This window comes from Streptomyces sp. NPDC047014 (assembly GCF_040644195.1).
In the GTDB taxonomy this organism is placed as follows: Bacteria; Actinomycetota; Actinomycetes; order Streptomycetales; family Streptomycetaceae; genus Streptomyces.
The window spans coordinates 69027-93540 of the sequence record NZ_JBEYVX010000015.1; the positions used below are offsets into that span (position 1 = coordinate 69027).

Annotated in this window: 25 protein-coding genes; 9 read left to right on the forward strand and 16 right to left on the reverse strand. The window is 71.8% G+C overall.

Annotation, left to right across the window (positions count from 1 at the left end):
• Positions 1-372: 372 nt before the first annotated feature.
• Complete coding sequence (locus ABZ873_RS12390; RefSeq protein WP_360869252.1) at positions 373-2214, forward strand: endonuclease/exonuclease/phosphatase family protein; 1842 nt, start codon at positions 373-375, stop codon at positions 2212-2214.
• Between the two features lie 248 nt (positions 2215-2462).
• Positions 2463-2717, forward strand: a complete 255-nt coding sequence (locus ABZ873_RS12395) for a hypothetical protein (RefSeq protein WP_360869255.1) — start codon at positions 2463-2465, stop codon at positions 2715-2717.
• 20 nt (positions 2718-2737) lie between these two features.
• On the opposite strand, the gene ABZ873_RS12400 is transcribed toward ABZ873_RS12395, so the two are convergent.
• From ABZ873_RS12400 to ABZ873_RS12410, 3 genes are read right to left on the reverse strand one after another with little or no spacing between them, the layout of a single operon-like run.
• Positions 2738-3145: a hypothetical protein gene (locus ABZ873_RS12400; protein ID WP_360869258.1), complete on the reverse strand. Its 408-nt coding sequence runs from the start codon at positions 3143-3145 to the stop codon at positions 2738-2740.
• Positions 3146-3177: 32 nt separating this feature from the next.
• Positions 3178-4158: a 2,3,4,5-tetrahydropyridine-2,6-dicarboxylate N-succinyltransferase gene (gene dapD / locus ABZ873_RS12405; protein ID WP_360869261.1), complete on the reverse strand. Its 981-nt coding sequence runs from the start codon at positions 4156-4158 to the stop codon at positions 3178-3180.
• 9 nt (positions 4159-4167) lie between these two features.
• Complete coding sequence (locus ABZ873_RS12410) at positions 4168-5394, reverse strand: MFS transporter (RefSeq protein WP_360869264.1); 1227 nt, start codon at positions 5392-5394, stop codon at positions 4168-4170.
• Between the two features lie 137 nt (positions 5395-5531).
• On the opposite strand from ABZ873_RS12410, the gene ABZ873_RS12415 reads away from it, so the two are divergent.
• Complete coding sequence (locus tag ABZ873_RS12415) at positions 5532-6419, forward strand: winged helix-turn-helix transcriptional regulator (protein ID WP_360869267.1); 888 nt, start codon at positions 5532-5534, stop codon at positions 6417-6419.
• Positions 6420-6426: 7 nt separating this feature from the next.
• On the opposite strand, the gene ABZ873_RS12420 is transcribed toward ABZ873_RS12415, so the two are convergent.
• The gene (locus tag ABZ873_RS12420; protein ID WP_360869270.1) at positions 6427-6981 is read right to left on the reverse strand and encodes a TetR family transcriptional regulator; all 555 of its coding nucleotides are present in this window, start codon (positions 6979-6981) and stop codon (positions 6427-6429) included.
• On the reverse strand, positions 6981-7301 hold the full coding sequence (locus ABZ873_RS12425) for a multidrug efflux SMR transporter (RefSeq protein WP_360869273.1): 321 nt from the start codon (positions 7299-7301) through the stop codon (positions 6981-6983). The genes ABZ873_RS12420 and ABZ873_RS12425 overlap by 1 nt, the downstream gene beginning before the upstream one ends.
• A 125-nt stretch (positions 7302-7426) precedes the next feature.
• Here ABZ873_RS12425 and ABZ873_RS12430 point away from each other — a divergent pair, with 125 nt between their 5' ends.
• Positions 7427-8536, forward strand: a complete 1110-nt coding sequence (locus tag ABZ873_RS12430; protein ID WP_360869276.1) for a hypothetical protein — start codon at positions 7427-7429, stop codon at positions 8534-8536.
• A gap of 83 nt (positions 8537-8619) precedes the next feature.
• Here ABZ873_RS12430 and ABZ873_RS12435 read toward each other — a convergent pair whose 3' ends face one another.
• The 8 genes from ABZ873_RS12435 to ABZ873_RS12470 form a co-directional block, all read right to left on the reverse strand.
• Positions 8620-8964, reverse strand: coding sequence for a metal-sulfur cluster assembly factor (locus tag ABZ873_RS12435; protein WP_030388904.1), 345 nt, complete (start codon positions 8962-8964; stop codon positions 8620-8622).
• Complete coding sequence (gene sufU / locus ABZ873_RS12440) at positions 8961-9425, reverse strand: Fe-S cluster assembly sulfur transfer protein SufU (protein WP_030858995.1); 465 nt, start codon at positions 9423-9425, stop codon at positions 8961-8963. Before sufU ends, ABZ873_RS12435 begins: the two co-directional genes overlap by 4 nt.
• A gap of 22 nt (positions 9426-9447) precedes the next feature.
• Positions 9448-10704: a cysteine desulfurase gene (locus tag ABZ873_RS12445; protein WP_360869280.1), complete on the reverse strand. Its 1257-nt coding sequence runs from the start codon at positions 10702-10704 to the stop codon at positions 9448-9450.
• Positions 10701-11465 carry a Fe-S cluster assembly ATPase SufC gene (sufC, locus tag ABZ873_RS12450; protein WP_360869283.1) on the reverse strand — a complete coding sequence of 255 codons (765 nt, stop codon included), beginning with the start codon at positions 11463-11465 and terminating at the stop codon, positions 10701-10703. The genes ABZ873_RS12445 and sufC overlap by 4 nt, the downstream gene beginning before the upstream one ends.
• Positions 11466-11472: 7 nt before the next feature.
• On the reverse strand, positions 11473-11790 hold the full coding sequence (locus tag ABZ873_RS12455) for a bifunctional 3-phenylpropionate/cinnamic acid dioxygenase ferredoxin subunit (protein WP_360869285.1): 318 nt from the start codon (positions 11788-11790) through the stop codon (positions 11473-11475).
• Positions 11790-13001, reverse strand: coding sequence for a Fe-S cluster assembly protein SufD (gene sufD, locus ABZ873_RS12460; protein WP_360869288.1), 1212 nt, complete (start codon positions 12999-13001; stop codon positions 11790-11792). Before sufD ends, ABZ873_RS12455 begins: the two co-directional genes overlap by 1 nt.
• Before the next feature lie 71 nt (positions 13002-13072).
• Positions 13073-14488, reverse strand: coding sequence for a Fe-S cluster assembly protein SufB (gene sufB / locus ABZ873_RS12465; RefSeq protein WP_360869291.1), 1416 nt, complete (start codon positions 14486-14488; stop codon positions 13073-13075).
• The gene (locus tag ABZ873_RS12470; protein ID WP_360869366.1) at positions 14485-15222 is read right to left on the reverse strand and encodes an ArsR family transcriptional regulator; all 738 of its coding nucleotides are present in this window, start codon (positions 15220-15222) and stop codon (positions 14485-14487) included. The genes sufB and ABZ873_RS12470 overlap by 4 nt, the downstream gene beginning before the upstream one ends.
• A 376-nt stretch (positions 15223-15598) precedes the next feature.
• On the opposite strand from ABZ873_RS12470, the gene ABZ873_RS12475 reads away from it, so the two are divergent.
• From ABZ873_RS12475 to ABZ873_RS12490, 4 genes are all read left to right on the forward strand, one after another.
• Positions 15599-16525 carry an ABC transporter ATP-binding protein gene (locus tag ABZ873_RS12475; protein WP_360869294.1) on the forward strand — a complete coding sequence of 309 codons (927 nt, stop codon included), beginning with the start codon at positions 15599-15601 and terminating at the stop codon, positions 16523-16525.
• The gene (locus tag ABZ873_RS12480; protein WP_360869297.1) at positions 16522-17289 is read left to right on the forward strand and encodes an ABC transporter permease; all 768 of its coding nucleotides are present in this window, start codon (positions 16522-16524) and stop codon (positions 17287-17289) included. The genes ABZ873_RS12475 and ABZ873_RS12480 overlap by 4 nt, the downstream gene beginning before the upstream one ends.
• Positions 17290-17357: 68 nt before the next feature.
• Entirely contained in the window at positions 17358-18491 is a 1134-nt protein-coding gene (locus ABZ873_RS12485) for a hypothetical protein (protein WP_360869300.1), read from the forward strand.
• A 4-nt stretch (positions 18492-18495) separates the two neighbouring features.
• Positions 18496-19485: a COX15/CtaA family protein gene (locus ABZ873_RS12490; protein ID WP_360869303.1), complete on the forward strand. Its 990-nt coding sequence runs from the start codon at positions 18496-18498 to the stop codon at positions 19483-19485.
• 7 nt (positions 19486-19492) lie between these two features.
• Here the strand turns inward: ABZ873_RS12490 and ABZ873_RS12495 are convergent, their stop codons facing one another.
• The 3 genes from ABZ873_RS12495 to ABZ873_RS12505 all read right to left on the reverse strand — a co-directional run bounded on the left by ABZ873_RS12495 (position 19493) and on the right by ABZ873_RS12505 (position 22091).
• On the reverse strand, positions 19493-20596 hold the full coding sequence (locus ABZ873_RS12495; RefSeq protein WP_360869305.1) for an amidohydrolase: 1104 nt from the start codon (positions 20594-20596) through the stop codon (positions 19493-19495).
• Between the two features lie 163 nt (positions 20597-20759).
• Entirely contained in the window at positions 20760-21119 is a 360-nt protein-coding gene (locus tag ABZ873_RS12500; protein WP_360869307.1) for a hypothetical protein, read from the reverse strand.
• 24 nt (positions 21120-21143) lie between these two features.
• The gene (locus tag ABZ873_RS12505; RefSeq protein WP_360869310.1) at positions 21144-22091 is read right to left on the reverse strand and encodes a heme o synthase; all 948 of its coding nucleotides are present in this window, start codon (positions 22089-22091) and stop codon (positions 21144-21146) included.
• 324 nt (positions 22092-22415) lie between these two features.
• Here ABZ873_RS12505 and tkt point away from each other — a divergent pair, with 324 nt between their 5' ends.
• Positions 22416-24503: a transketolase gene (gene tkt, locus ABZ873_RS12510; protein WP_360869313.1), complete on the forward strand. Its 2088-nt coding sequence runs from the start codon at positions 22416-22418 to the stop codon at positions 24501-24503.
• Positions 24504-24514 lie beyond the last annotated feature (11 nt).

Below are 24514 nucleotides of genomic sequence, written 5' to 3' on the forward strand. Positions count from 1 at the left end.
GGAGGGCTCCTCGCGGACGCGGTGGGGTGGGGACGGGCCGTGACGGCCACCACTGCGGCCGGACCGTCATACCCGCCCGAAAACCGGCGACATGGCCGACATGACGGGCAGTGCGGGCATGGCTGATGTGGCGCAGATGACAGGTGTGGCCGTCGTGCGGCGCTCCAGCGTAGACGCATATCGGGCACCTCCGCCGGGTCATCCCCGTTGGTTCATCCCACAGTCAGCCGCCGTCTTCCCTGGAGGGCTTGACAACTTTGCTGACCAACCAGGAAATTGACGCGCGTAGACGTATCGGGGGCGGCACGACCACCGCGGACCCCGATGCCGTACCCCCCTCCTTGCCCCTCTCCCACACCGGAGTTCCTGACCATGCGCTCCTCGCATCCCCGTTCCGCCGCCGTCGCGGCCCTCGTCGCCACCGCCCTGGCCACCGGCCTGCTCGCGGGCTCCGCCGACGCGGCCGAGGGCGCGGCGTCCGCCGAGCCGGTCCGCATCCACGACATCCAGGGCACCACCCGCATATCCCCGCTCAACGGCAAGCAGGTCACCGACGTCGAGGGCATCGTCACGGGTGTGCGCACCTACGGCTCGCGCGGCTTCTGGATCCAGGACCCGGACGCCGACGACAACGACGCCACCAGTGAGGGCGTGTTCGTCTTCACGAACTCCGTCCCCACCGTCGCCGTGGGCGACGCCGTCAAGGTCTCCGGCACGGTCGGTGAGTACATCCCCGGCGGCGTGAGCTCCGGCAACCAGTCCGTCACGCAGATCTCCAAGCCGGCCGTCACCCTGGTCTCCTCCGGCAACGCGCTGCCCGAGGCGACCGCGATCAACGAGTACACCGTGCCCGCCGAGTACGCCCCGGCCGGCGACCCGGCCGCCGGCGGCAGCATCAACGGCCTGGCCCTGGAGCCCTCGCGCTACGCCCTGGACCACTACGAGTCGCTGGAGGGCATGAACGTCAGGATCGGCACCTCCCGCGTGGTCGGCGCCACCGACCCGTACTCGGAGCTGTGGGTCACGGTGAAGGGCTGGGAGAACGCCGCCAAGCGCGGCGGCACCGTCTACGGCTCCTACGAGTCCCAGAACACCGGCCGCCTCCAGATCCAGCAGCTGGCGCCCGTGGCGCAGCAGCCCTTCCCGGTGGCCAACGTCGGTGACAAGCTGACCGGCACCACCGAAGGCCCGCTGGACTTCAACCAGTTCGGCGGCTACACCCTGGTGGCCCGCACCCTCGGCACCGTCAAGGCGGGCACCCTCGCCCCCGAGAAGACCAAGCCGCAGACCGACCAGGAGCTGGCGGTCGCCACGTACAACGTGGAGAACCTGGACCCGACGGACCCGCAGGAGAAGTTCGACGCGCTGGCGAAGGCCGTCGTCGAGAACCTGGCCTCCCCCGACATCCTCGCCCTGGAGGAGATCCAGGACGACAACGGCGCCAAGAACGACGGCACCGTCTCGGCGGAGCAGACGATCGCCAAGTTCACCGCAGCCATCACGGCGGCCGGCGGCCCCTCCTACCAGTGGCGGACCGTCAACCCGGAGGACAAGAAGGACGGCGGCGAGCCCGGCGGCAACATCCGCCAGGTCTTCCTCTTCAACCCGGCCCGGGTCTCCTTCACCGAGCGCGCCCCCGGCGACGCGGTGACGGCCACCGGTGTCGTCAAGGAGAACGGCAAGGCGCACCTGACCCACTCCCCCGGCCGCGTGGACCCGGCGAACCCGGCGTGGGCCGACAGCCGCAAGCCGCTCGCGGGCGAGTTCACCTTCCGCGGCAAGACGGTCTTCGTCATCGCCAACCACTTCGGCTCCAAGGGCGGCGACGAGGGCCTGACCTCGCACCACCAGCCGCCGCTGCGCTCCTCGGAGGCCAAGCGGCTGCTCCAGGCGCAGGCCGTGAACGGCTTCGTGAAGCAGATCCTGGCGGAGGACAAGAACGCCAACGTGCTCGCCCTCGGCGACATCAACGACTTCGAGTTCTCGGCGACGACGCAGGCGCTGGCGGACGGCGGGGCCCTGTACCCGGCCATCACGTCGCTGCCGAAGGCGGAGCGGTACTCGTACGTCTACCAGGGCAACGCGCAGGTGCTGGACCAGATCCTGACCAGCCCGGCGATCAAGAAGTTCACGTACGACAGCGTGCACATCAACGCGGAGTTCGCCGCCCAGAACAGCGACCACGACCCGCAGGTGCTGCGCTTCCGCCCGTGATCCCGGGGCGGTGAGCGGCAGGGGGCCCGGCCCGGCGACGCGGCCGGGCCGGGCCCCCTCCGGGGAACTCGCGGAAGCCGGGGAAGCCGGGGAACTCACGGAAGCCGGGGAAGCCGGGTAAGTCGGGGACTTTCGGCCCTGGCGTGACGCTCGCCACATCTCTACCGAATCGACCGGTTGTGGTGTTGAGTGTCTGCACGCCCGATCTTGTCCCGGCTCGTACCGACCGCCCTCCCTGGAGGATCCTGGTGTTGCCCTCGATCTCCCTCGCGCAGGAAATCGGCCTCGGCGTCCTGCTGGTGGCCGTACTCGTCTGGGTCCTCGGCCTCGGCCGCCTGATGCGGGGCGGGCGCGCGCACCGCGCGGAGCCGGCGGTCCGCCAGGGCCTGCCGATGATCCCGGCGCAGCGGGTCGCCGCCGGGCATCCGATGGAGACCGTGCAGCTGACCGAGGCCGAGGAGCAGGCGTTCGCGGGCCTGGTCCGCACGATCCCGCTGCACTGAACCGGGCCCGCCGCCTCCGTCTACGGGCGGCCCGCCGGCTCCTTCGGCCTGACGGCGCCGACCAGCGCGCAGACACCCGAGCCGATGACCAGGCTCCCCAGCAGGACCAGGGCCACGCCGACCAGGAACAGCCCGCTGTCGTCGTCCGACCAGTCGTAGGCGGCGGCCGCGGTGAGGCCGACCGCAAGGCCCGCGACGGCTCCGGCCGCGAGGCCCCGGTACGCCGCCCAGCACAGCGGCACCAGCAGGGTCAGCCCGAGCCCCAGCACCTGCCAGACCTCGTACGGCCCGGTCTCCGACCCGTCGGGCCCCACATCGCGGTGCTGGTCCCAGCCAAGCCAGGCGGCCCAGGCGGCGGCCGCCAGCACGGCGAGCGCCAGGGCGACCGGGAGCAGGGACGCGGGTCCGGACCGTATTCGTCGTCGCATGCGTCCAGCCTGCCCCCGGAGCCCCGTTTCTGTCAGTCGTTGCTGTGCAGGACCTCGTTCAGGCCGCCCCAGTTCGCCTTGTACGGGCGGGCCTCGACGGCGCCGGTGACCGAGTTGCGGCGGAAGAGGATGTGGTCGGCGCCGGACAGCTCCAGCGCCTTGACGACCTGGCCGTCCGGCAGGGTGACGCGGGTGCCCGCGGTGACGTAGAGGCCCGCCTCGACGACGCACTCGCTGCCGAGCGCGATGCCGATGCCCGCCTCGGCGCCGATCAGGGTGCGCTCGCCGATCGAGATGATCTGCTTGCCGCCGCCCGAGAGGGTGCCCATCGTGGAGGCGCCGCCGCCGATGTCGGAGCCGTCGCCGACCACGACGCCCGCGGAGATGCGGCCCTCGACCATGGAGGTGCCGAGGGTGCCGGCGTTGAAGTTGACGAAGCCCTCGTGCATGACGGTGGTGCCCTCGGCCAGGTGCGCGCCGAGGCGGACCCGGTCGGCGTCCGCGATGCGCACGCCCTTGGGCGCGACGTAGTCCGTCATGCGCGGGAACTTGTCGATCGAGGTGACCTGGAGGTGCAGGCCCTCGGCGCGCGCGTTGAGGCGTACGGTCTCGACCTGGTCCACGGCGACGGGACCGAGCGAGGTCCAGGCCACGTTGGTCAGGAGGCCGAAGACCCCGTCGAGGTTCTGGCCGTGCGGCTTCACCAGGCGGTGGCTGAGCAGGTGCAGGCGCAGGTACGCGTCGTGCGCGTCCAGCGGCTTGTCCTCCAGGGAGGCGATGACCGTGCGGACGGCTACGACCTCGACCCCGCGGACCGCGTCCGTACGGATCGCCTTGGCCGCGGCGGCGCCGAGGAGTTCGACGGCCCGCTCGGCGCTCAGGCGCTCGGTGCCGGCCGGGCCGGGCTCGGAGACCAGCTCGGGGGCGGGGAACCAGGTGTCGAGGACGGTGCCGTCGGCGGTGAGGGTGGCAAGTCCGGCGGCGACGGCGCCGGTGGTACGCGTAGCAGTCATATCCGAAACCTAACCGGCGACGGCCCGAGGGTGCGAACCGGTCTCATGTGCCGGTCGGACCGCGTGTCGCCGCGGCCGCGCCGCAGCCCACAGCACCGCACCGCCCGCCCCCGCCGCCAGCACCGCGCACAGCGGCCACAGCAGGCCGGGCGCGCCGGAGTAGAGGGTCCCGCCGAGCGTCGGCCCGAGGACGACGCCGCTGACCGAGACCCCGGCGTAGAGGCTCTGGAAGCGCCCGACGGCGTGCTCGGGCGCGGCGTCCGCGACGTAGGCGGTGGCCGTGGTCTTGTACAGGATCTCCCCGAGGCTCAGCAGGACCATCATCACCACGGCCGTCCCGGCCCCGGCCCCGAGCAGCAGCGCCCCGTACGCGGCCCCCACCAGCAGCATCCCGGTGCCGATGACCGGCAGCGCGGGCCTGCTGCGCAGGGCCACGGCCGCGGGCAGTTCCAGCAGCAGGATGACGGCCCCGTTGAGGGCGAGGACGAAGCCGAAGGTGCGGGCGTCCAGGCCGTGGTCGGTGAGGAAGACGGGGAAGGTGGAGTACTGCTGGCGGTAGACGAGATCGGTGACCAGGATCGCGCCGAGCAGCACCAACAGGGCGGGCCGGTCCCGCAGTTCGGCGAGGATCCCGCGGCCCCCGCCAGCGGGCGCCTTCGCCGCGGCCCCGGCCCCGCGCGCCGGGACCACACGGGCGGTCCAGAGGGCGAGGAGGAGGGTGCCGGCGCCGTCCGCGACGAACAGCCAGCCGTAGGAGACGCCGGTGGCGATCAGGGCGCCGAGCGGCGGCCCGAGGGTGAAGCCGCCGTTCGCGGCGCAGCGTACGAGGGCGAACGCCGGGCGGCGGGCCCCCTCGGGGACGGTGACGGCGACCAGCGCGGAGTTCGCCGCCCTGATCACCCCGGAGGTGTACTGGGCCGCCGGGAGGGCGGCGACCAGCAGGGCCAGCGGCAGCAGCGGGAGCGCGGCGAGGACCGTCCCGCCCAGCAGGGAGGCGGCGAGCAGCACCCGGCGGTGGCCGAAGCGGTCCCCGTACCAGCCGCCGGTGAAGTTGCCCGCGACCAGGCCGACGCCGCCGATACCGCTGACGAGCCCCGCCTCGGAGGCACTGAGTCCGCGCGGGCCCGTCAGGTAGAGGAAGACGAAGACGAAGGTGAAGCTGACGACGGCGTTGACGAAGACCCCCGCGGCCAGCAGCCACACGACCCTCGGTATGTCCTTGAACCCCTGTGGCACGCCCGTGTCCCCCGCTGTCCGGATCGCCGGCCGCTCGCTGTCCGATCACTGTCCGAGCACCGCCCGACGAGTCAGTTCCTTTTGGGAACGGACTATGTCAGCATGACAGCCTTGGGTCAACGGACGAAGGAGTTCCCATGGCCCAGCGCACACACCTCGGCGACGCGGACTGCGCCATCGCCCAGGCCCTCGACGTGGTGGGCGACTGGTGGACGCTGCTGATCGTGCGCGACGCCGCGCGCGGGCTGCACCGCTTCGACGAGCTCCAGCGCGAGCTGGGCGTCTCCCGCAAGGTGCTCGCGGAGCGGCTGAGGCTGCTGGTCGACGCCGGGGTGCTGACGCGCGAGCCGTACCAGGAGCGCCCGGTGCGGCACGAGTACCGGCTGACCCCGCGCGGGCGGGCCCTGCTGCCGGTGCTGGTGGCCCTCCAGGACTGGGGGGACACCTGGATCCTGGGAGAGGGAGAGATGACGGCGACCACGGACGAGGCATCGCGCGAGGCGGAGCGGATGCACGCGCTGCGCGGGACCCGGGTGCCCCCGCTGCTGCTGCCGGACCGTTCCGGCGGGCTCACCGACCCGGTGGCGGACACCCCGTTCACGGTCCTGTACTGCTTCCCCGGCGCCTACGCCCGCGCCGAGTCCTACCCGCCGGGCTGGGGCGGCATCCCGGGCGCGCGGGGCTGCACCTTCGAGTCCTGCACCTACCGCGACCAGCTGGCGGAGTTCACCGGAGCCGGGGCCACCGTGCACGGGGTGTCCACCCAGCGCCCGGACGAGCAGCGGGAGTTCGCGGAGCACGAGCGGCTGCGCTTCCCGCTGCTCTCCGACGCCGACCTGAGCCTGACGGCGGCCCTGCGGCTGCCGACCTTCCGCGCGGCGGGCGTGAGCCGGATCAAGCGGCTGACCCTGGTCGTGGACCGCGAGCGCACGGTCCGCGAGGTGATCTACCCGGTCACGGACATCGAGGCGAGCGTACGGGCGGCCCTCACGGCGGTCCGCACGGCGGGCGGGGCCCAGGCGTAGAGCCCGCTCAGGCCCCCGGCCGCAGCACCCGGGACAGCACCTCGCGGGCGTACCCCTCGTCGTACGGGGCGTCGGTCAGCAGCACCTGGAGGCTGATCCCGTCCATCACCGCCACCAGCGCCCGCGCCGTCACCGGATCGGTCCGGGCGGCCAGCGCCGCCGACACGGCGGTGTACCACTCCGCGGCCACCGGGCGCAGGGCCGGGCGGCGCAGGGCCGCGAGGTAGAGCTCGTACTCCAGCTCCGCGCGGCCGCGGTCCGGCGCCAGGAACTCCCCCAGCAGCCGGGCGAGGGCCCGCGCGAGGTCGGTGTCCGGGTCCGCCAGCGCCGCCGAGCCGGCCACCGCGCGCGCGAAGCCCTCGTTGGCCTGGCGCAGGGCGGCGACCAGCAGATCGTCCAGCGTCCTGAAGTGGTAGGTGGTGGACCCCAGCGGTACGTCGGCCTCCGCGGCCACGGTGCGGTGGCTCAGCCCGGCGATCCCCTTGGCCGCCACCACCCGGATCGCCGCGTCGATGATCCGCTGGGGCCGCTCGGGGTCGTAGCGCCGGGCCGCCGGGGACATCAGTGGGCCCCGCCGAGATTCAGCAGGACCACGCCCGCGATCACCAGGGCGATCCCGGCGATCTTCGCGGCGGTGGCGGGCTCCCCGAGGAAGACCATGCCGATGGCGGCGATCGCGGCGGTGCCGACCCCGGCCCAGATCGCGTAGGCGGTGCCCACCGAGAGGGATTTCAGGGTCTGGGCGAGCAGGGTGAAGGCGATGGCGTACCCCAGCAGGGTGCCCAGCGAGGGCCAGAGCCGGGTGAAGCCGTCGCTGTACTTCATGGCGGTGGTTCCGGCGACCTCGGCGGCGATGGCCGCGGCAAGCAGCACGTAGGGCATGTGTACGAGTGTACCCATCGATGCGTACGGCCGTACACAACAGCGGGAAACTCGGTGCCATGCCCCTGACATGCTGGGATACGGTATGTGCGTTCGACGGGGGAACGAGATTACGGAGCACATGCATGACGCAGAACACAGGGTGGGGACCCGCGGGGGCACCCGGTCCGCAGGGCTGGGGGAACCCGCAGCAGTGGGGCGGATGGGCCCCGCCCCCGCCCAAGCCCGGAGTGGCGCCGCTGCGCCCGCTGGGCCTCGGGGACATCGTGAACGCCTCGTTCTCCGCCCTCGGCCGCCACTGGAAGCCGCTCCTCGGCGTGACGATGGCCGTCCAGGGCCTCTGCCTGCTCGTGATGGCCCTGCTGGCGGGCACCGCCCTGGCCGTCGTGTTCGGGCACATCGCACCGGTCATGGACACACCGGACGGGATGGACCCCGCGCCCGAGCACCTGACCCCGCTCATCGTGGCGGCCGTCGTGCTCTTCGTCCTGCTGATGATTGTGGGAACCGTGGCCATGGCCATGCTCACCGCCGTCTTCCCCGCGGTGCTCCGCGAGTCGGTCATGGGCCGGACCACCACCTTCGGCTCCCTGTGGCGCGAGGCCCGGCGCCGCACCCCGGCGGTCCTGGGGACCCTGCTGCTCTCCTGGCTGGTCACGGGCGCGCCGATGCTCGCCGCCGCGGCGGTGGGGCTGCCGCTGCTCTTCGCCGGCCTCGCGGGCGAGGACCCCGCGCCGTGGGCCGCGGTGCTGCTGCCGGCCCTGCTGCTGCCGGCCGTCCTGGTGGCCGTCTGGCTCCAGACCCGGTTCGGCCTGGCGCCCGCCGCCGCGGTCATGGAGGAGGCCAGGCCGGTCACCGCGCTGCGGCGCTCCACCGCCCTGGTCAAGGGCAACTGGTGGCGGATCTTCGGCATCACCCTCGTGGGCGGCATGATCGGCGGCAGCATCGCCTACGTGATCCAGATACCGTTCCAGTTCATCGGCATGTTCGGGTTGATCCCGGCGATGAACGGGGGCGGCGTGACCGACGGCACCGACATCGCCGGCCTGATCGCCGGCTTCGTGTTCGTCCTCGTCTGCGTCCTGATCGGCGCCGGCACGAGCCAGATGTTCCAGCTCGGCTACGTCCAGCTGGTCAGCAGCCTGCTGTACGTGGACCAGCGCATCCGGCAGGAGAACCTGGCCGCGAACATCCTCGCCGAGCTGGCCGCCACCCGGCCCCCGGCACACGGCTGAGCGGTACGCACGCCGGGCGACCGGCGGCATACGGGAAGGGCCCCCGGCACGATCGCCGGGGGCCCTCTCGGTGTTCTTCGGACTCAGACGTTGAATCCGAGCGCGCGCAGCTGCTCGCGGCCGTCGTCCGTGATCTTGTCCGGGCCCCACGGCGGCATCCAGACCCAGTTGATCCGGAGCTCGTTGACGATGCCGTCCGTCGCCGACTTCGCCTGGTCCTCGATGACGTCCGTCAGCGGGCACGCCGCCGAGGTCAGCGTCATGTCCAGGGTGGCGATGTTCGCGTCGTCGATGTGGATGCCGTAGATCAGGCCCAGATTGACGACGTCGATGCCCAGCTCGGGGTCGACCACGTCGTAGAGGGCCTCGCGGACCTCCTCCTCGGTGGCCGGCTTGATCGACGCCTCGGGCGTCGCGTTCTCGGTCATGCCGTCTTCCTCTCCGCGCCGTCGCCCAGCGCCTGGGCGGTCGCGTCCTTCCAGGCCATCCAGCTCAGCAGGGCGCACTTCACACGAGCCGGGTACTTGGAGACGCCGACGAACGCGACCGCGTCCTCCAGCACCTCCTCCATGGCCTCGTCGGGCTCGATCTTGCCCTTGGACTGCATCATCTCCAGGAACACGCCCTGGATCTTCTGCGCCTCGGCCAGCTCCTTGCCGACCAGCAGCTCGTTCAGTACGGACGCGCTGGCCTGGCTGATGGAGCAGCCCTGGCCCTCGTAGCTGACATCCGTCAGCGTCTCACCGTCGTACTTCACGCGCAGGGTGATCTCGTCGCCGCACGTCGGGTTGACGTGGTGCACCTCGGCGTCGCCGTCGCGCAGGCCACGGCCGTGCGGGTGCTTGTAGTGGTCCAGGATCAGTTCCTGGTACATCGAATCGAGCTTCACTGCGTCCTCGTCGCCTCGTCCGTCAGCCGAAGAAGTTCCGTACGTGCTCCAGCCCGTCGATCAGCGCGTCGACATCGGCCGGAGAGGAGTACAGATAGAAAGACGCTCGCGTCGTCGCCGGAATTCCGTAGCGCAGGCAGACCGGGCGCGCGCAGTGGTGTCCCACGCGGACCGCGATGCCCTGCTCGTCCAGGACCTGGCCGACGTCGTGCGGGTGGATGTCGCCGAGTACGAAGGAGATCGCGGCGCCGCGGTCCTCGGCCGTGGTGGGGCCGATGATCCGCAGGTCGGGCACCTCGGCGAGGCGCTTGATCGCGTACTCGGTGATCGCGTGCTCGTGTGCGGCGATCTTGTCCATGCCGATCGCGGACAGGTAGTCCACGGCCGCGCCGAGGCCGACGGCCTGGGCGATCGGGGGCGTACCGGCCTCGAACTTGTGCGGCGCCGGGGCGTAGGTCGAGGCGTGCATCGACACGGTCTCGATCATCTCGCCGCCGCCGAGGAACGGAGGCAGGTCCTCCAGCAGCTCCTGGCGGCCCCAGAGCACGCCGATGCCGGTCGGGCCGCACATCTTGTGGCCGGTGAAGGCCACGAAGTCGGCGCCGAGCGCCTGCACGTCCAGCGGCATGTGCGGGGCGGCCTGGGAGGCGTCGATCAGCACCAGCGCGCCGACGTCCTGGGCGCGCCGGACGATCGCCTCGACCGGGTTGACCGTGCCCATGATGTTGGAGACCAGCGTGAAGGAGACGATCTTCGTCTTCTCCGTGATGACCTCTTCGATGGTGGACAGGTCGAGCCGGCCGTCGTCGGTGAGGCCGAACCACTTCAGCTTGGCGCCGGTACGCTGCGCGAGCAGCTGCCACGGCACGATGTTGGAGTGGTGCTCCATCTCCGTGATGGCGATCTCGGTCTCGCGGTCGACCCGGTAGGGCTCGTCCGCCCAGCCGAGCATGTTGGCGACGAGGTTGAGCGACTCCGAGGCGTTCTTGGTGAAGATCACCTCGTCGCGGCTCGGCGCGTTGATGAAGGCGGCGACCTTGTCGCGGGCGCCCTCGTACAGCGCCGTGGCCTCCTCGGCCAGCACGTGCACGCCGCGGTGGACGTTGGCGTTGTGCTGTTCGTAGTACTCGCTCAGCGCGTCGAGCACCTGGCGCGGCTTCTGGGAGGTCGCCGCGTTGTCCAGGTAGACGATCTTCTTCCCGTCGTGGACCACACGATCCAGCAGGGGGAAGTCCTTGCGGATCGCGTCGATGTCGAGGAGGCCAGGCAGCTGTGTCACGCGGTCGCGCCACCCTTCACGTACTTGTCGTAGCCCTCGTTCTCCAGCTGGTCGGCGAGCTCGGCGCCGCCGGACTCGGCGATGCGGCCGTTCGCGAACACGTGCACGAAGTCGGGCTTGATGTAGCGCAGGATGCGCGTGTAGTGGGTGATCAGCAGGGTGCCGACCTCGCCGCCCTCGCGGACGCGGTTGACGCCCTCGGAGACGATGCGCAGGGCGTCGACGTCGAGACCGGAGTCGGTCTCGTCGAGGATCGCGATCTTCGGCTTGAGGAGCTCCAGCTGCAGGATCTCGTGGCGCTTCTTCTCACCGCCGGAGAAGCCCTCGTTGACGTTGCGCTCGGCGAAGGACGGGTCCATCGACAGCTGCTCCATCGCGGACTTGACCTCCTTCACCCAGGTGCGCAGCTTGGGGGCCTCGCCGCGGATGGCGGTGGCGGAGGTGCGCAGGAAGTTGGAGACCGAGACGCCGGGGACCTCGACCGGGTACTGCATGGCGAGGAAGACGCCGGCGCGGGCGCGCTCGTCGACGGACATCTCCAGGACGTCCTCACCGTCGAGGGTGACGGTGCCGCCGGTGACCGTGTACTTCGGGTGGCCGGCGAGGGAGTAGGCCAGGGTCGACTTGCCGGAGCCGTTGGGGCCCATGACGGCGTGCGTCTCGCCCTGCTTGATGGTCAGGTCGACGCCCTTGAGGATCTCGCGGGGGCCGTTCTCCGCCTCGACGGAGACGTGCAGGTCGTGGATTTCAAGCGTAGCCATGGGTGACTCAGGACTCCTGGGTGACGGAGACGAGCACATCGTCCCCTTCGATCTTTACGGGGTATACGGGAACGGGGCGCGTCGCGGGCAGACCGGAGGGCTTGCCGGTACGCAGGTCGAAGGCCGACCCGTGCAGCCAGCACTCGATCATGCAGTCCTCGACCTCGCCCTCCGAGAGCGAGACGTTCGCGTGCGAGCAGATGTCGTTGATGGCGAACACCTCCCCGTCGGTGGAGACGATGGACACCGGCGTGCCGTCGAGCTCCACCCGCTTGGGGGTGTTCTCCTCCAGCTCGCTCAGCGCGCATGCCTTGACGTAGTTCATCAGACGGAGCCCTGGAGCTCGGCCTCGATCTTGGTGATCAGGCGCTCCTCGATGTCGTCGACACCGATCTGCTGGACGAGCTCGGCGAAGAAGCCGCGGACGACCAGACGGCGGGCCTCGTCGGCCGGGATACCACGGGCCTGGAGGTAGAACAGCTGCTCGTCGTCGAAGCGGCCGGTGGCGGAGGCGTGGCCGGCGCCGACGATCTCGCCGGTCTCGATCTCCAGGTTCGGTACGGAGTCGACCCGCGCGCCGTCCGTGAGGACGAGGTTGCGGTTCATCTCGTACGTGTCGGTGCCCTCGGCGCTCTTCTCGATGAGCACGTCACCGATCCAGACGGCGTGGGCGTCCTGGCCCTGGAGCGCGCCCTTGTAGACCACGTTCGAGGTGCAGTGCGGGGCGTCGTGCGTGACCAGGAGGCGGTGCTCCTGGTGCTGGCCGGCGTCCGTGAAGTACAGGCCGAGCATCTCGGACTCGCCGCCGGGGCCCGCGTAGGTGATGCGCGGGTGGAGGCGCACCAGGTCGCCGCCGAAGGTGACGACCACGGACTTGAAGCTCGCGTCGCGGCCGATGAGGGCGTTGTGCTGCGAGGTGTGCACCGCGGTGTCGTCCCAGTCCTGGACGGACACGAAGGTCACCTTGGCGCCGTCGCCGACGAGGATGTCCACGTTGGCGGCGCGCACGCCGTCGCCGGTGTGGTCGATCACGATGATCGCCTCGGCGAAGGGCTTGATGTCGAAGACGGTGTGACCGAAGGTCGTGCCGCCCTCGCCGTGCAGGGCGACCCGGATCGGCTCGGGGAGCACGGTCTCCTTGGGCACGGTGACGACCGTGGCCTTGGCGAAGGACGAGAACGCCTGGGCGGCGACCCGGTCGACGGGGACACCGGCCTTGCCGATGCGCTCGTCGCCGCGCTCCACGGACTCGATCGTGACGCCCTCGGGCGCGTCGATCTGGGCCTTCATGGTGCCGTCGGCGACGGCGGTGCCGTCGTGCAGGCCCTTGAGGCGGGCGAGCGGGGTGAAGCGCCACTCCTCCTCGCGGCCGTGCGGGACCGGGAAGTCGGCCACGTCGAAGGACGGGGGCGCGCTCATCCGGGTGGCGACGGTGGACTCGGCGGCCACCGCGATCGCGCCGGCGGTGGTGGAGCCCGCCGCGGGGGTACCGCCCTGAACCGTCAGGTCCTTGGGGGCGTTCTGAGCCTCAGCCATGGCTGTCGTGTTGCTCTCTTCCTACGTCTACAGAATCGTCGCTGTACTGCGGTGGGGGGCGGGGCGGCCGGTCAGCCGACCGAGCCCTCCATCTGCAGCTCGATCAGCCGGTTGAGCTCCAGCGCGTACTCCATCGGCAGCTCCTTCGCGATCGGCTCGACGAAGCCGCGCACGATCATCGCCATGGCCTCGAACTCGGTGAGGCCGCGCTGCATCAGGTAGAAGAGCTGGTCGTCGGAGACCTTGGAGACGGTCGCCTCGTGGCCCATGGTCACGTCGTCCTCGCGGACGTCCACGTAGGGGTACGTGTCCGAGCGGGAGATGGTGTCGACGAGCAGCGCGTCGCACAGCACGTTCGACTTGGAGCCGGGCGCGCCCTCACCGATCTCGACCAGGCCGCGGTAGGAGGTGCGGCCGCCGCCGCGGGCCACCGACTTGGAGACGATGTTCGAGGAGGTGTTCGGCGCCATGTGGACCATCTTGGAGCCGGCGTCCTGGTGCTGGCCCTCGCCCGCGAAGGCGATGGACAGGGTCTCGCCCTTGGCGTGCTCGCCCATCAGGTAGACGGCCGGGTACTTCATGGTGACCTTGGAACCGATGTTGCCGTCGATCCACTCCATGGTCGCGCCCTCGTAGGCCACGGCGCGCTTGGTGACCAGGTTGTAGACGTTGTTCGACCAGTTCTGGATCGTCGTGTAGCGGCAGCGTCCGCCCTTCTTCACGATGATCTCGACGACGGCGCTGTGCAGGGAGTCCGAGGAGTAGATCGGGGCGGTGCAGCCCTCGACGTAGTGGACGTAGGCGTCCTCGTCGACGATGATCAGCGTCCGCTCGAACTGGCCCATGTTCTCCGTGTTGATACGGAAGTACGCCTGGAGCGGGATGTCCACGTGGACACCCTTGGGCACGTAGATGAAGGAGCCGCCGGACCACACCGCGGTGTTCAGCGAGGCGAACTTGTTGTCGCCGACCGGGATGACCGTGCCGAAGTACTCCTGGAAGAGCTCCGGGTGCTCCTTGAGCGCGGTGTCCGTGTCGAGGAAGATGACGCCCTGCTCCTCCAGGTCCTCGCGGATCTGGTGGTAGACGACCTCGGACTCGTACTGGGCGGCGACACCGGCGACGAGGCGCTGCTTCTCCGCCTCCGGGATGCCGAGCTTGTCGTACGTGTTCTTGATGTCCTCGGGCAGGTCCTCCCAGGAAGCGGCCTGCTTCTCGGTGGAGCGCACGAAGTACTTGATGTTGTTGAAGTCGATGCCGGACAGGTCCGAGCCCCAGAGCGGCATGGGCTTCTTGTCGAAGAGCCTCAGGCCCTTGAGACGGAGGTTCAGCATCCACTCGGGCTCGGACTTCTTCGCCGAGATGTCGCGGACGACGGCCTCGGACAGACCCCGCTTGGCAGCGGCGCCGGCCGCGTCGGAGTCGGCCCAGCCGTACTCGTAGTTGCCCAGACCCTCGAGCTCAGGGTGAGCAGTCTCCGTGGTCATGCGGGGTTCCTCCCGGCCGTACTTGCTGATGTGTCGGTCTGTGTGGTGCTCGCGCTGCGCGGAATGAACGTCGTACACACTCCGTCGCCGTGGGCGATCGTGGCGAGGCGCTGCACATGGGTCCCGAGCAGGCGGGAGAAGACCTCGGTCTCCGCCTCGCAGAGCTGCGGGAACTGCTCGGCCACGTGGGCGACCGGGCAGTGGTGCTGGCAGAGCTGTTCACCGCTGTGCGGACCGGGAGCGCTCTTCGCCGTAGCAGCGTACCCGTCCGCGGTCAACGCCTTGGCCAGGGCCTCCGCGCGGCCCGCGGGGGCGGCCGCCTCGACGGCCTCCCGGTAGGCGCGGGCCTGGGTCTCCATGCGGGCCCTGGCGAAGGCGGCCACGGCCGCCTCGCCCGGCTCGCCTCCGCCGGCCGACTGCGCGATCCAGCGCAGGGCGTCCGCGGCGAGCGCGTCGTAGGACTGGTCGAAGGCGTCGCGGCCGCAGTCGGTGAGCGCGAAGACCTTGGCGGGCCGGCCACGGGTGCGTGCGCCGTACACACGCTGCTCCCGGGGTTCGACCACGTCGTCGGCGACGAGCGTGTCGAGGTGGCGGCGGACGGCGGCCTGGGTGAGACCGAGACGCCCCGCGAGGTCGGCGACGGTGGACGGACCGTGGTCCAGGATCGAGCGCGCCACGCGGTTGCGGGTCGACCGCTCCCCGGTGGCGAGCTCCCCCTGGGGGGTCTCGATCATCCGTTCGCCGTTTTTCACAACGCCATTGTTGCGTAATTAACCGAGCCCGTACAAGCCGTGACCGACGCCACTCGTGGTGGTCTCCATCACTAAGGGTTACCTTATTTATCTACGCAGAGTTATTCGGACGGAGTAATTCCACCGACCCCGGAAACCGCGCCGGTCACCGGCCCATCCGCTCCCACCAGCAGTCCTTCACACACCGTGTCCGCCGGGCCGGATACGGAGCGCTCACGGAAAAGATCGCGGAAACGGACTGACCCGTCCGGGTCCCCCGGAGTAAAAAAGAACCGTATTCGCGACGTGGCGTTCGATCGGCGGGCCATCCCGACCCGGGACCGGAGCCCCCGCGCCGCGCTCCGTAGACTCACCCCCCATGAGCAACGACCCCGCCGTGGAGATCCGCGGACTGGTGAAGCGGTACGGCGAGAAGACGGCCGTGGACGGCCTGGACCTCACCGTCCGCGGCGGCTCCGTCACCGCCGTCCTCGGCCCCAACGGCGCGGGCAAGACCACCACCGTGGAGACCTGCGAGGGCTACCACCGCCCCGACGCCGGCACCGTCCGCGTCCTCGGCCTCGACCCGGTCGCCCAGGCCGAGGCCCTGCGCCCGCGGATCGGCGTGATGCTCCAGTCCGGAGGCGTCTACTCCGGAGCGCGTGCCGTCGAGATGCTGCGCCACATGGCCAAGCTGTACGCCGACCCGCTCGACCCGGACACCCTGGTGGAACGCCTCGGCCTCGGCGGCTGCGGCCGCACCCCCTACCGCCGGCTCTCCGGCGGCCAGCAGCAGCGCCTGGCCCTGGCCATGGCGGTCGTCGGCCGCCCCGAGCTGGTCTTCCTGGACGAGCCCACCGCCGGGCTGGACCCGCAGGCCCGCCGCGCGACCTGGGACCTCGTACGGGAACTGCGCGCCGACGGGGTCACCGTCGTCCTCACCACCCACCACATGGACGAGGCCGAGCAGCTGGCCGACGAGGTCGCCATCGTGGACGCCGGCCGGGTCGTCGCCCACGGCAGCCCCGAGGAGCTGTGCCGCGGCGGCGCCGAGAACACCCTGCGCTTCACCGGCCGCCCCTCCCTCGACCTCGCCTCCCTGCTCAAGGCCCTGCCCGACGGCACCCGGGCCGCCGAGCTGACCCCGGGCGTCTACCGGGTGACCGGCGAGGTGGACCCGCAGCTGCTGGCCACCGTCGCCTCCTGGTGCGCGCAGAACGGCGTGCTCCCGGACAGCCTCTCGGTGGCCCGGCACACCCTCGAAGACGTCTTCCTCGAACTCACCGGCAAGGAGCTGCGTCCATGAGCGCCGGCACGTTCACCCCCCGGCCCGGGGCCGCACCCGTCTCCCGGATGATCCTCGCCCAGACGGCGCTGGAGACCCGGATGCTGCTGCGCAACGGCGAGCAGCTGCTGCTCACGGTGATCATCCCCTCGCTGCTGCTGGTGCTGTTCTCGGCCGTCGACATCATCGACACCGGCGCGGGCGCCTCCGTGGACTTCCTGGCCCCCGGCATCCTCGCGCTCGCGGTGATGTCCACCGCCTTCACCGGCCAGGCCATCGCCACCGGCTTCGACCGCCGCTACGGCATCCTGAAGCGGCTCGGCGCCTCGCCGCTGCCCCGGTGGGCCCTGATGGCCGCCAAGACCCTCTCCGTCCTGGTCACCGAAGTCCTCCAGGTCGCCCTGCTCGCGGTGATCGCGCTCGCGCTGGGCTGGTCCCCGCAGGGCGATCCGTTCTCCGTGGCCGCGCTGCTGCTGCTGGGCACCGCCGCATTCTCCGGGCTCGGGCTGCTGATGGCGGGCACCCTCAAGGCGGAGGCGACCCTGGCCGCCGCCAATCTGGTCTTCCTGTTGCTGCTGGTCGGCGGCGGGGTCATCGTGCCGATGGAGAAGTTCCCGGAGGCGGTGCGGTCCGTGCTGGAGCTGCTGCCGATCTCGGCCCTCTCCCACGGGCTGCGCGAGGTGCTCCAGCACGGCGCCGCCCTGCCCTGGGCCGACGCGGCCGTCCTGGCGGCCTGGTCCGTACTCGGTCTGGGCGCGGCGGCGCGGCTCTTCCGCTGGGAATGAAACCCTTTCCCTCCCCCGGGCCCAGCCGCGAGGATGGGCGCCTCCACACATGAGGCCGGGGGGCGGACATGGTGCAGCGGGAGGCCGTGCTACGGCTGGACGACCGGTGGGCGCGGGTACGGGCGGGGGCCGGGCCCGGTGACCCGGCGGAGCACGAGCGGCTGCTCGACGAGCTGATCGGCGCCCTGCGCACGGTCGCGGACGACCCGGAGTGCACCGCCCTGCTCGGCCTGCGGCTGGCCGACCGGGCCGCCCTGCGCTTCGCCGCGGGCGACCGCGCGAGCGCGCTGGCCACCATCGAGGAGGGCCTGCGCAGCTCCGAGCGCGCCGCCCGGCACTCCCCCGAGTTCGCCCGCTGGTACGCCCGCGGGCTGATCAACCACGGCGTCTGGCTGGCCTGGCCGCTGAGCGACGGCGACCGGCTGCCCCGGCATCCGCTGGGCCCGGCCGCGGGCGAGGGGCCGAGCGCCATGGAACGGGCCGCCGGTGAGCGCGCCCGCGATCTGACGCGGACCGCGGTGGAGGTATGGGCGGGACTGGACCAGCGGGAGGCTGTCAACCGGCGGGGGCTCGCCCAGGCGAAGGTCTTCCTCGGGGACCGGCTCGCCGAGCTCGGCGCCACCGAGGAGGCCGTGGCCTGGGCCGTCGACGCCGAGGCCGACTTCCGGCAGCTGCTGCTGGCCGGGCCCGCCGCGCGGGGCACCGAGGAGGCCGAGGAGGCCCTGGACCACATCGGCCGCCAGCTGGAGCTGCGGCTGCGCTTCCTGGACTTCGACGCGCTGGTCGGCCTGCGCGCCCGGGGGCTGCTGCCCGAGCGGCTGCTGCCGCGGGCGGTGGTGGCGGCCCGTATCCGCTCGGTGGAGGAGGCGGGGATCGCCGCCCGGCTGCGCCTCGGGGCCGAGCAGGTGCGCACGATGCTGGAGGTCACGCCCTGGCTCGCGGTGTGGCGCTTCGACGTCCGCGGTCCCGACGGCCTGTGGACCGTACTGCCGCACCCCTGGCACAGCGCCGCCGAGGTACGGGACCGGACGGCCGCCGAGGTGGCGGAGGAGCTGGTCCGGGGGTTCACGGCCTCCCCCGGGCACCCCGGCGACGGCGCCCCCTGGCGGATGCACCTGTGGTGGCAGGAGGAGGGGGACCCCGCGGGGGCCGCGTACCGGCTGCTCGCCGGGCCGGACTCCGCGCCCGGCACCCCCTCGTGAAAGTTTGCACAAGGGGTCGCCTACGATATGGGGCGTGCTGAACCCCCTCGCCCTTATCGCCAGCCGCTGGACCCCCTCCCCCCGGACCGTCCAGCGGGCCGCCCTCGCCGCGCTCCTCATGAGCGTGGTCATCGTCGTCACCGGCGGCGCGGTACGGCTGACCGGATCCGGTCTCGGCTGCGACACCTGGCCCAAGTGCACCGACGAGAGCCTGCTCGTCACCCAGGAGCAGGGCTTCCACGGCGCCGTGGAGTTCGGCAACCGCATGCTGACCTACGTGCTCAGCGCGGCCGTCGGCTGGGCGATCATCGCCGCCCGCTCGGCCAAGCCCTGGCGGCACTCGCTGTCCCGGCTCGGCTGGCTCCAGTTCCTCATCGTGCTGGGCAACGCCGTCCTCGGCGGCATCACCGTGCTGACCGGGCTCAACCCGTACAGCGTCGCCGGGCACTTCCTGCTCGCCACCGCGCTGATCACCGTCACCACGCTCACCTGGCAGCGCAGCCGCGAGGGCGACGGCGCCCCGAAGCCGCGCGTCCCCGGGCCGGTGCGCAAGCTCTCCTGGGCGCTGATCGCCACCACCCTGGTCCTGATCGCCGCGGGCACCGTCGTGACCGGCTCCGGCCCGCACGCCGGTGACAGCAGCGAGATCGCCCGTATGCCGTTCGACTGGGACACCACCGCCCATGTGCACGCCGTGGCCGCCTGGCTCGTGTGCGCGCTGGGCGTCGCGATGTGGCTGGTGCTGCGGGTGGTGGACGCCCCCGCCGACACCCGGGCCCGCGCCCGCGACCTGCTGGTCGTCCTGCTCGCCCAGGGCGCCATCGGCTATGTGCAGTACGCCACGCAGGTCCCCGAGGTGCTGGTCGCGGCGCACATGCTCGGCTCCTGCCTGGTGTGGATCGCCGTGCTCCGCGTCGCGCTGAGCCTGCGCGAGCGGCCGGCCGAGCAGGCCGAGGTCCCCGCGCAGGGCGATCCGCAGCTCTCGGCGGTCTGACCCCCGCTCAGTCCCGGTCCAGGCGGTACGCGCGGCGGGCGTTGCCCGCCGCCACCAGGGCGGCCACGCGCTCGGCGTCCCGCCAGGACCACGAGCCCTCGGCGGCCCAGCCGCCGAGCACCCGGCCGAGCGCGTCCCGGAACACCAGGGCGCCGACCGCGTGCAGTTCGGGCAGCCCCCGCCCGCCGCTGGAGAACAGCACTTTCCCGAACGGGGCGGCCTCCAGCAGCTCGGCCAGTACGGCGGCGGCCCGCGCCCCGGTCCGCCCGAGGGCCGCGCCGACGTCGGCGTAGACGTGCGGGAACTCCCGCGCGAGCAGCGCCGTCTGCCGGTGGTACGGATATCCCCCGAGCAGCACCAGCCGCGTGCCGAGGCCCGCCGTGGCCCGGACGAAGCCCGCCAGCGGCGCGGGATCCGCCGCCCCGCAGCGCAGCTGGAGCGGCAGCCCGGTGTCCGCCGCGCTCCACAGCAGATGCCGCAGGAGTACGGGATCCCGTACGGCCCCGCCCGCGGCCCGCGCGGCCAGCCACCGCGCGGCCGCCCGCCGGAGCTCGCCCGGCCCGGGCGGAGCGGGCGCGAGGACGGGACCGTACGGGTGGCCGGGGGCGGTGGCGCAGGTGAAGGCCGCGGCTCCGGCGGCGGCGTGGTGGACGGCTTCGGCGAGCCCGGCGAGGAAGGCGGCGGCCGTCCCGGCGGTATCGGCCGCGCGCTCGGCCAGGGACTCCAGCCGGACCGTCTCGAACGCCTCCGCGTCGGCGGCGAGTGCCAGTTCCTTCGCGGTGGTGAGCTCCCCGCCGGGGTCCGCGGAGGCTCCGGCGTCGACCAGGTAGGCGGCGACCCCGGACCCCCTCAGCAGTCGGCGCGCGGTCTCGGCCGGGCCGAGTTCGCGGCGGCGGGCCAGATAGCGGGCGGGCGCGGCGTACGGCTCCAGGCCCAGCAGCGGCGGGCACCAGCGGCGGACGGCGAAACCGGTCTGGGTGTCGAAGAAGGTGGTGCCCGCGGCGGGCGGCCCGGCCCCGGGGATCAGCTGGGCCTCGAAGGTGCCCAGGCCCAGCTCCGTACGGAGGACCCCGTGGCAGTACTGGTCCACCAGGGGCGGCGTTTCGATCATCCGGGCATCCCGTTGCGGACGTGAGGCGGACGCTTCCACACGTCCTAACGGGTGAGCGGGGTGTGAGGTGTTGCTCGGGCTGTTGACCGAGACGCACTCCGCCCCCGGACCGGGTCCGGGGGCGGAGGGTTGTCTGTATGGGGGCTGTCGGGCCCGGGGGCTGTCAGGCCGCCGGGTTCGCGGGCCCGCCGAGCTGGAGGCCGGCCATGCGCGACCACTCGTAGGGGCCGGTGCGCACGCGGGCGGCGAACTCGCCGTCGAACTCGTCGTGCAGCGTGAGCCCGGCCTTCTCGGCGGCCAGCCGGGCCGTCTCGAAGGTCGGGGCCACCAGGTCGCCCCAGCCGCCGTCGGTGCCGACGAGCACGATGCGGGTGCCGGCCTGGCCGATGTGGGCGAGCTGGCCTTCGGCGCCGCCGTGCTCCTTGGCGAACGCGCCGATCTGCTTGGCCAGCCTCGCCGCCTTGCGGTCCTGCTTCTTGTCCGCGGCGCCTGCGGCGGCGGCGGTGTCTGCGGTGTCTCCCATGGACAGCATGCTACCGGCGAGTAATCAGCGGAGGAAGGGATCCACGGCCACCGCCACGAACAGCAGCGACACATAGGTGATCGACCAGTGGAACAGTCGCATCTCCTTGAGCTTCGCGCCCGTCACGCCCGCCTTGGCCCGCGCGTGCAGCGCGTGCGCCTCCCACAGCCACCAGCCGCCGGCCACCAGCGCCACCGAGGTGTAGAACCAGCCGGTGTAACCGAGCGGGGTCAGCAGCAGCGAGACGGCGACCATCACCCAGCTGTAGAGGACGATCTGCCGCGCCACGACCTTGTTGCCCGCGACGACCGGGAGCATCGGCACCCCGACGCGCGCGTAGTCGTCGGCCACCTTCATCGACAGCGGCCAGTAGTGCGGCGGCGTCCAGAAGAAGATGACGAGGAAGAGGATGATCGCGGCCCAGGAGACCTCGTTGCGCACCGCCGACCAGCCGATGAGCACCGGCAGGCAGCCCGCGATGCCGCCCCAGACGATGTTCTGGGCCGTGCGCCGCTTCAGCAGCATCGTGTAGACGACGACGTAGAAGAGGAGCGCGCCGAGCGAGAGCGCCGCCGACAGCCAGTTGATCAGCAGGCCGAAGAACAGCGTCGACACCACTCCGAGGGTGATGCCGAAGACCAGGCACTCCCGCGGGCTGACCATGCCGGTCACCAGCGGGCGCTGCGCGGTCCGGTCCATCAGCGCGTCGATGTCGCGGTCGATGTACATGTTCAGGGCGTTGGCGCCGCCCGCGGACAGGTAACCGCCGACGCAGGTGGCCAGGACCAGCCACAGCGGCGGCACGCCCTGCTGCGCCAGGAACATCACCGGCACTGTGGTGATCAGCAGAAGTTCGATGATCCGCGGCTTGGTCAATGCCACGAAAGCCATGACGCGGGTCCCGAACGGCCGGTGACCGGGGCTCGTCCCGAGCACCCCCGCTGGACGGGATTCGACGGCCGTCACGCACACCCCTGAGAGAGAATCCAGCAAGCTCCGGCTCGGGCCGCCCAGAAGAATGGCGCCCGGCTGGGGCTTGCGCGTACCACGCCACTCTAGACGTTGCCCTTACCCCGCCCTGCGCCGGGGTCGCTTCGTGTTGGGCCGATCGGACCGTGCGTACCTACGGCCGACGGCCCCCGCCGCGGACCCGTGCCCGGGTGAACGGCGGCGGGCGGCGCGGTGACGGACCGCCTGCACTCGAATAGCCGCACGCCGTCGCGGGGGTAGGCTCGGAATCGCCGGTGCACCGTTCGTCACCGGGACACGAACATGTGGAGAGGAGCCCTGACCCAGGTGAGCACCAAGCCGACCACCACAGAGCTCGAGTGGACCGAACTGGACCAGCGGGCCGTCGACACCGCCCGCATCCTGGCCGCCGACGCGGTCCAGAAGGTCGGAAACGGCCACCCCGGTACGGCGATGAGCCTGGCCCCCGCCGCCTACACCCTCTTCCAGAAGGTGATGCGGCACGACCCGGCGGACCCCGAGTGGGTGGGACGCGACCGCTTCGTGCTCTCCGCCGGGCACTCGTCCCTCACCCTCTACACCCAGCTGTACCTGGGCGGGTTCGGGCTGGAGCTCGACGACCTCAAGGCGTTCCGCACCTGGGGCTCGAAGACCCCGGGCCACCCGGAGTACGGCCACACGGCCGGCGTCGAGACCACCACCGGCCCGCTCGGCCAGGGTGTCGCCAACGCGGTGGGCATGGCCATGGCCGCCCGCTACGAGCGCGGTCTGTTCGACCCCGAGGCCGCCCCGGGCACCTCGCCGTTCGACCACATGGTCTACGCGATCGCGGGCGACGGCTGCCTCCAGGAGGGGATCTCCCACGAGGCGTCCGCGCTGGCCGGCCACCAGAAGCTCGGCAACCTCGTCCTCATCTGGGACGACAACCACATCTCCATCGAGGGTGACACGGAGACGGCCGTCTCCGAGGACACCATGAAGCGCTACGAGGCGTACGGCTGGCACGTCCAGCGCGTCGAGCAGCAGGAGAGCGGCGACCTCGACCCGAAGGCCCTGTTCGCCGCCCTCCAGGCGGCCAGGGCCGTCACCGACCGGCCGTCCTTCATCGCGGCCCGCTCGATCATCGCCTGGCCCGCCCCGCACGCCCAGAACACCGAGGCCGCGCACGGCTCGGCGCTCGGCGACGACGAGGTCGCGGCCACCAAGCGCGTGCTCGGCTTCGACCCGGAGCAGACCTTCGAGGTCGCCGACGAGGTCATCGCCCACACCCGCCGGGCCCTGGACCGCGGCCGCGAGGCCAAGGCCGCCTGGGAGAAGGAGTTCTCCGCCTGGCGCACCGCCAACCCGGAGCGCGCCGCCTCCTTCGACCGCATCGAGGCCAACGAGCTGCCCGCGGGCTGGGAGGACGAGCTCCCCGTCTTCGAGACCGGCAAGGCCGTCGCCACCCGCGCCGCCTCCGGCAAGGTGCTCCAGGCGCTCGGCGCGGTCGTCCCGGAGCTGTGGGGCGGCTCGGCCGACCTGGCCGGCTCCAACAACACCACCATCGACAAGGACTCCTCGTTCCTGCCGGTGGGCAACCCGCTGCCGGAGGCCGACCCGTACGGCCGCACCCTCCACTTCGGCATCCGCGAGCACGCCATGGCCGCCGCCATGAACGGCATCGCGCTGCACGGCCACACCCGTGTATACGGCGGCACCTTCCTGGTGTTCTCCGACTACATGCGCAACGCCGTGCGCCTGTCCGCTCTGATGCACCTGCCGGTGACCTACGTGTGGACGCACGACTCCATCGGCCTCGGCGAGGACGGCCCGACCCACCAGCCGGTCGAGCACCTGGCCTCGCTGCGCGCCATCCCGGGCCTGACCCTGGTCCGCCCGGCCGACGCCAACGAGACGGCCCTCGCCTGGCGCGAGATCCTGCGCCGCCACACCAAGGTGTTCGGCAAGGGCACCCCGCACGGCCTGGCCCTCACCCGCCAGGGCGTGCCGACGTACGACACGGACGAGAACACCGTCAAGGGCGGTTACGTGCGCTTCGAGGCGGAGGGCGGCGACGCCCAGGTCGTCCTCATCGGCACCGGCTCCGAGGTGCACGTGGCCGTCGAGGCCCGCGAGCAGCTCCAGGCCGCCGGCATCCCGACCCGCGTGGTCTCCATGCCGTCCGTGGAATGGTTCGAGGAGCAGGACCAGGAGTACAAGGACAGCGTCCTGCCGCCCTCCGTCAAGGCCCGGGTCGCGGTCGAGGCGGGCATCGGCCTGACCTGGCACCGCTACGTCGGTGACGCGGGCCGGATCGTGTCGCTGGAGCACTTCGGTGCCTCGGCCGACGCGAAGGTGCTGTTCCGCGAGTTCGGCTTCACGCCCGAGGCCGTCGCCGCCGCCGCCCGGGAATCCCTCGCCGCCGCCGCGCGCTGACGCCCGTACAA

Bases quoted from the DNA above. Each gene is read 5' to 3' on its own strand.
- ABZ873_RS12415 (WP_360869267.1), top strand. From the start codon at position 5,532: ATGGCCCAGCGCACACACCTCGGCGACGCGGACTGCGCCATCGCCCAG.
- ABZ873_RS12430 (WP_360869276.1), top strand. From the start codon at position 7,427: ATGACGCAGAACACAGGGTGGGGACCCGCGGGGGCACCCGGTCCGCAG.
- ABZ873_RS12425 (WP_360869273.1), bottom strand. From the start codon at position 7,301: ATGCCCTACGTGCTGCTTGCCGCGGCCATCGCCGCCGAGGTCGCCGGA.
- ABZ873_RS12475 (WP_360869294.1), top strand. From the start codon at position 15,599: ATGAGCAACGACCCCGCCGTGGAGATCCGCGGACTGGTGAAGCGGTAC.
- ABZ873_RS12500 (WP_360869307.1), bottom strand. From the start codon at position 21,119: ATGGGAGACACCGCAGACACCGCCGCCGCCGCAGGCGCCGCGGACAAG.
- sufD (WP_360869288.1), bottom strand. From the start codon at position 13,001: ATGGCTGAGGCTCAGAACGCCCCCAAGGACCTGACGGTTCAGGGCGGT.
- ABZ873_RS12435 (WP_030388904.1), bottom strand. From the start codon at position 8,964: ATGACCGAGAACGCGACGCCCGAGGCGTCGATCAAGCCGGCCACCGAG.
- ABZ873_RS12485 (WP_360869300.1), top strand. From the start codon at position 17,358: ATGGTGCAGCGGGAGGCCGTGCTACGGCTGGACGACCGGTGGGCGCGG.
- ABZ873_RS12455 (WP_360869285.1), bottom strand. From the start codon at position 11,790: ATGAACTACGTCAAGGCATGCGCGCTGAGCGAGCTGGAGGAGAACACC.
- ABZ873_RS12420 (WP_360869270.1), bottom strand. From the start codon at position 6,981: ATGTCCCCGGCGGCCCGGCGCTACGACCCCGAGCGGCCCCAGCGGATC.
- dapD (WP_360869261.1), bottom strand. From the start codon at position 4,158: ATGACTGCTACGCGTACCACCGGCGCCGTCGCCGCCGGACTTGCCACC.
- ABZ873_RS12400 (WP_360869258.1), bottom strand. From the start codon at position 3,145: ATGCGACGACGAATACGGTCCGGACCCGCGTCCCTGCTCCCGGTCGCC.
- ABZ873_RS12480 (WP_360869297.1), top strand. From the start codon at position 16,522: ATGAGCGCCGGCACGTTCACCCCCCGGCCCGGGGCCGCACCCGTCTCC.
- ABZ873_RS12390 (WP_360869252.1), top strand. From the start codon at position 373: ATGCGCTCCTCGCATCCCCGTTCCGCCGCCGTCGCGGCCCTCGTCGCC.
- ABZ873_RS12495 (WP_360869305.1), bottom strand. From the start codon at position 20,596: ATGATCGAAACGCCGCCCCTGGTGGACCAGTACTGCCACGGGGTCCTC.
- ABZ873_RS12470 (WP_360869366.1), bottom strand. From the start codon at position 15,222: ATGATCGAGACCCCCCAGGGGGAGCTCGCCACCGGGGAGCGGTCGACC.
- sufC (WP_360869283.1), bottom strand. From the start codon at position 11,465: ATGGCTACGCTTGAAATCCACGACCTGCACGTCTCCGTCGAGGCGGAG.
- sufB (WP_360869291.1), bottom strand. From the start codon at position 14,488: ATGACCACGGAGACTGCTCACCCTGAGCTCGAGGGTCTGGGCAACTAC.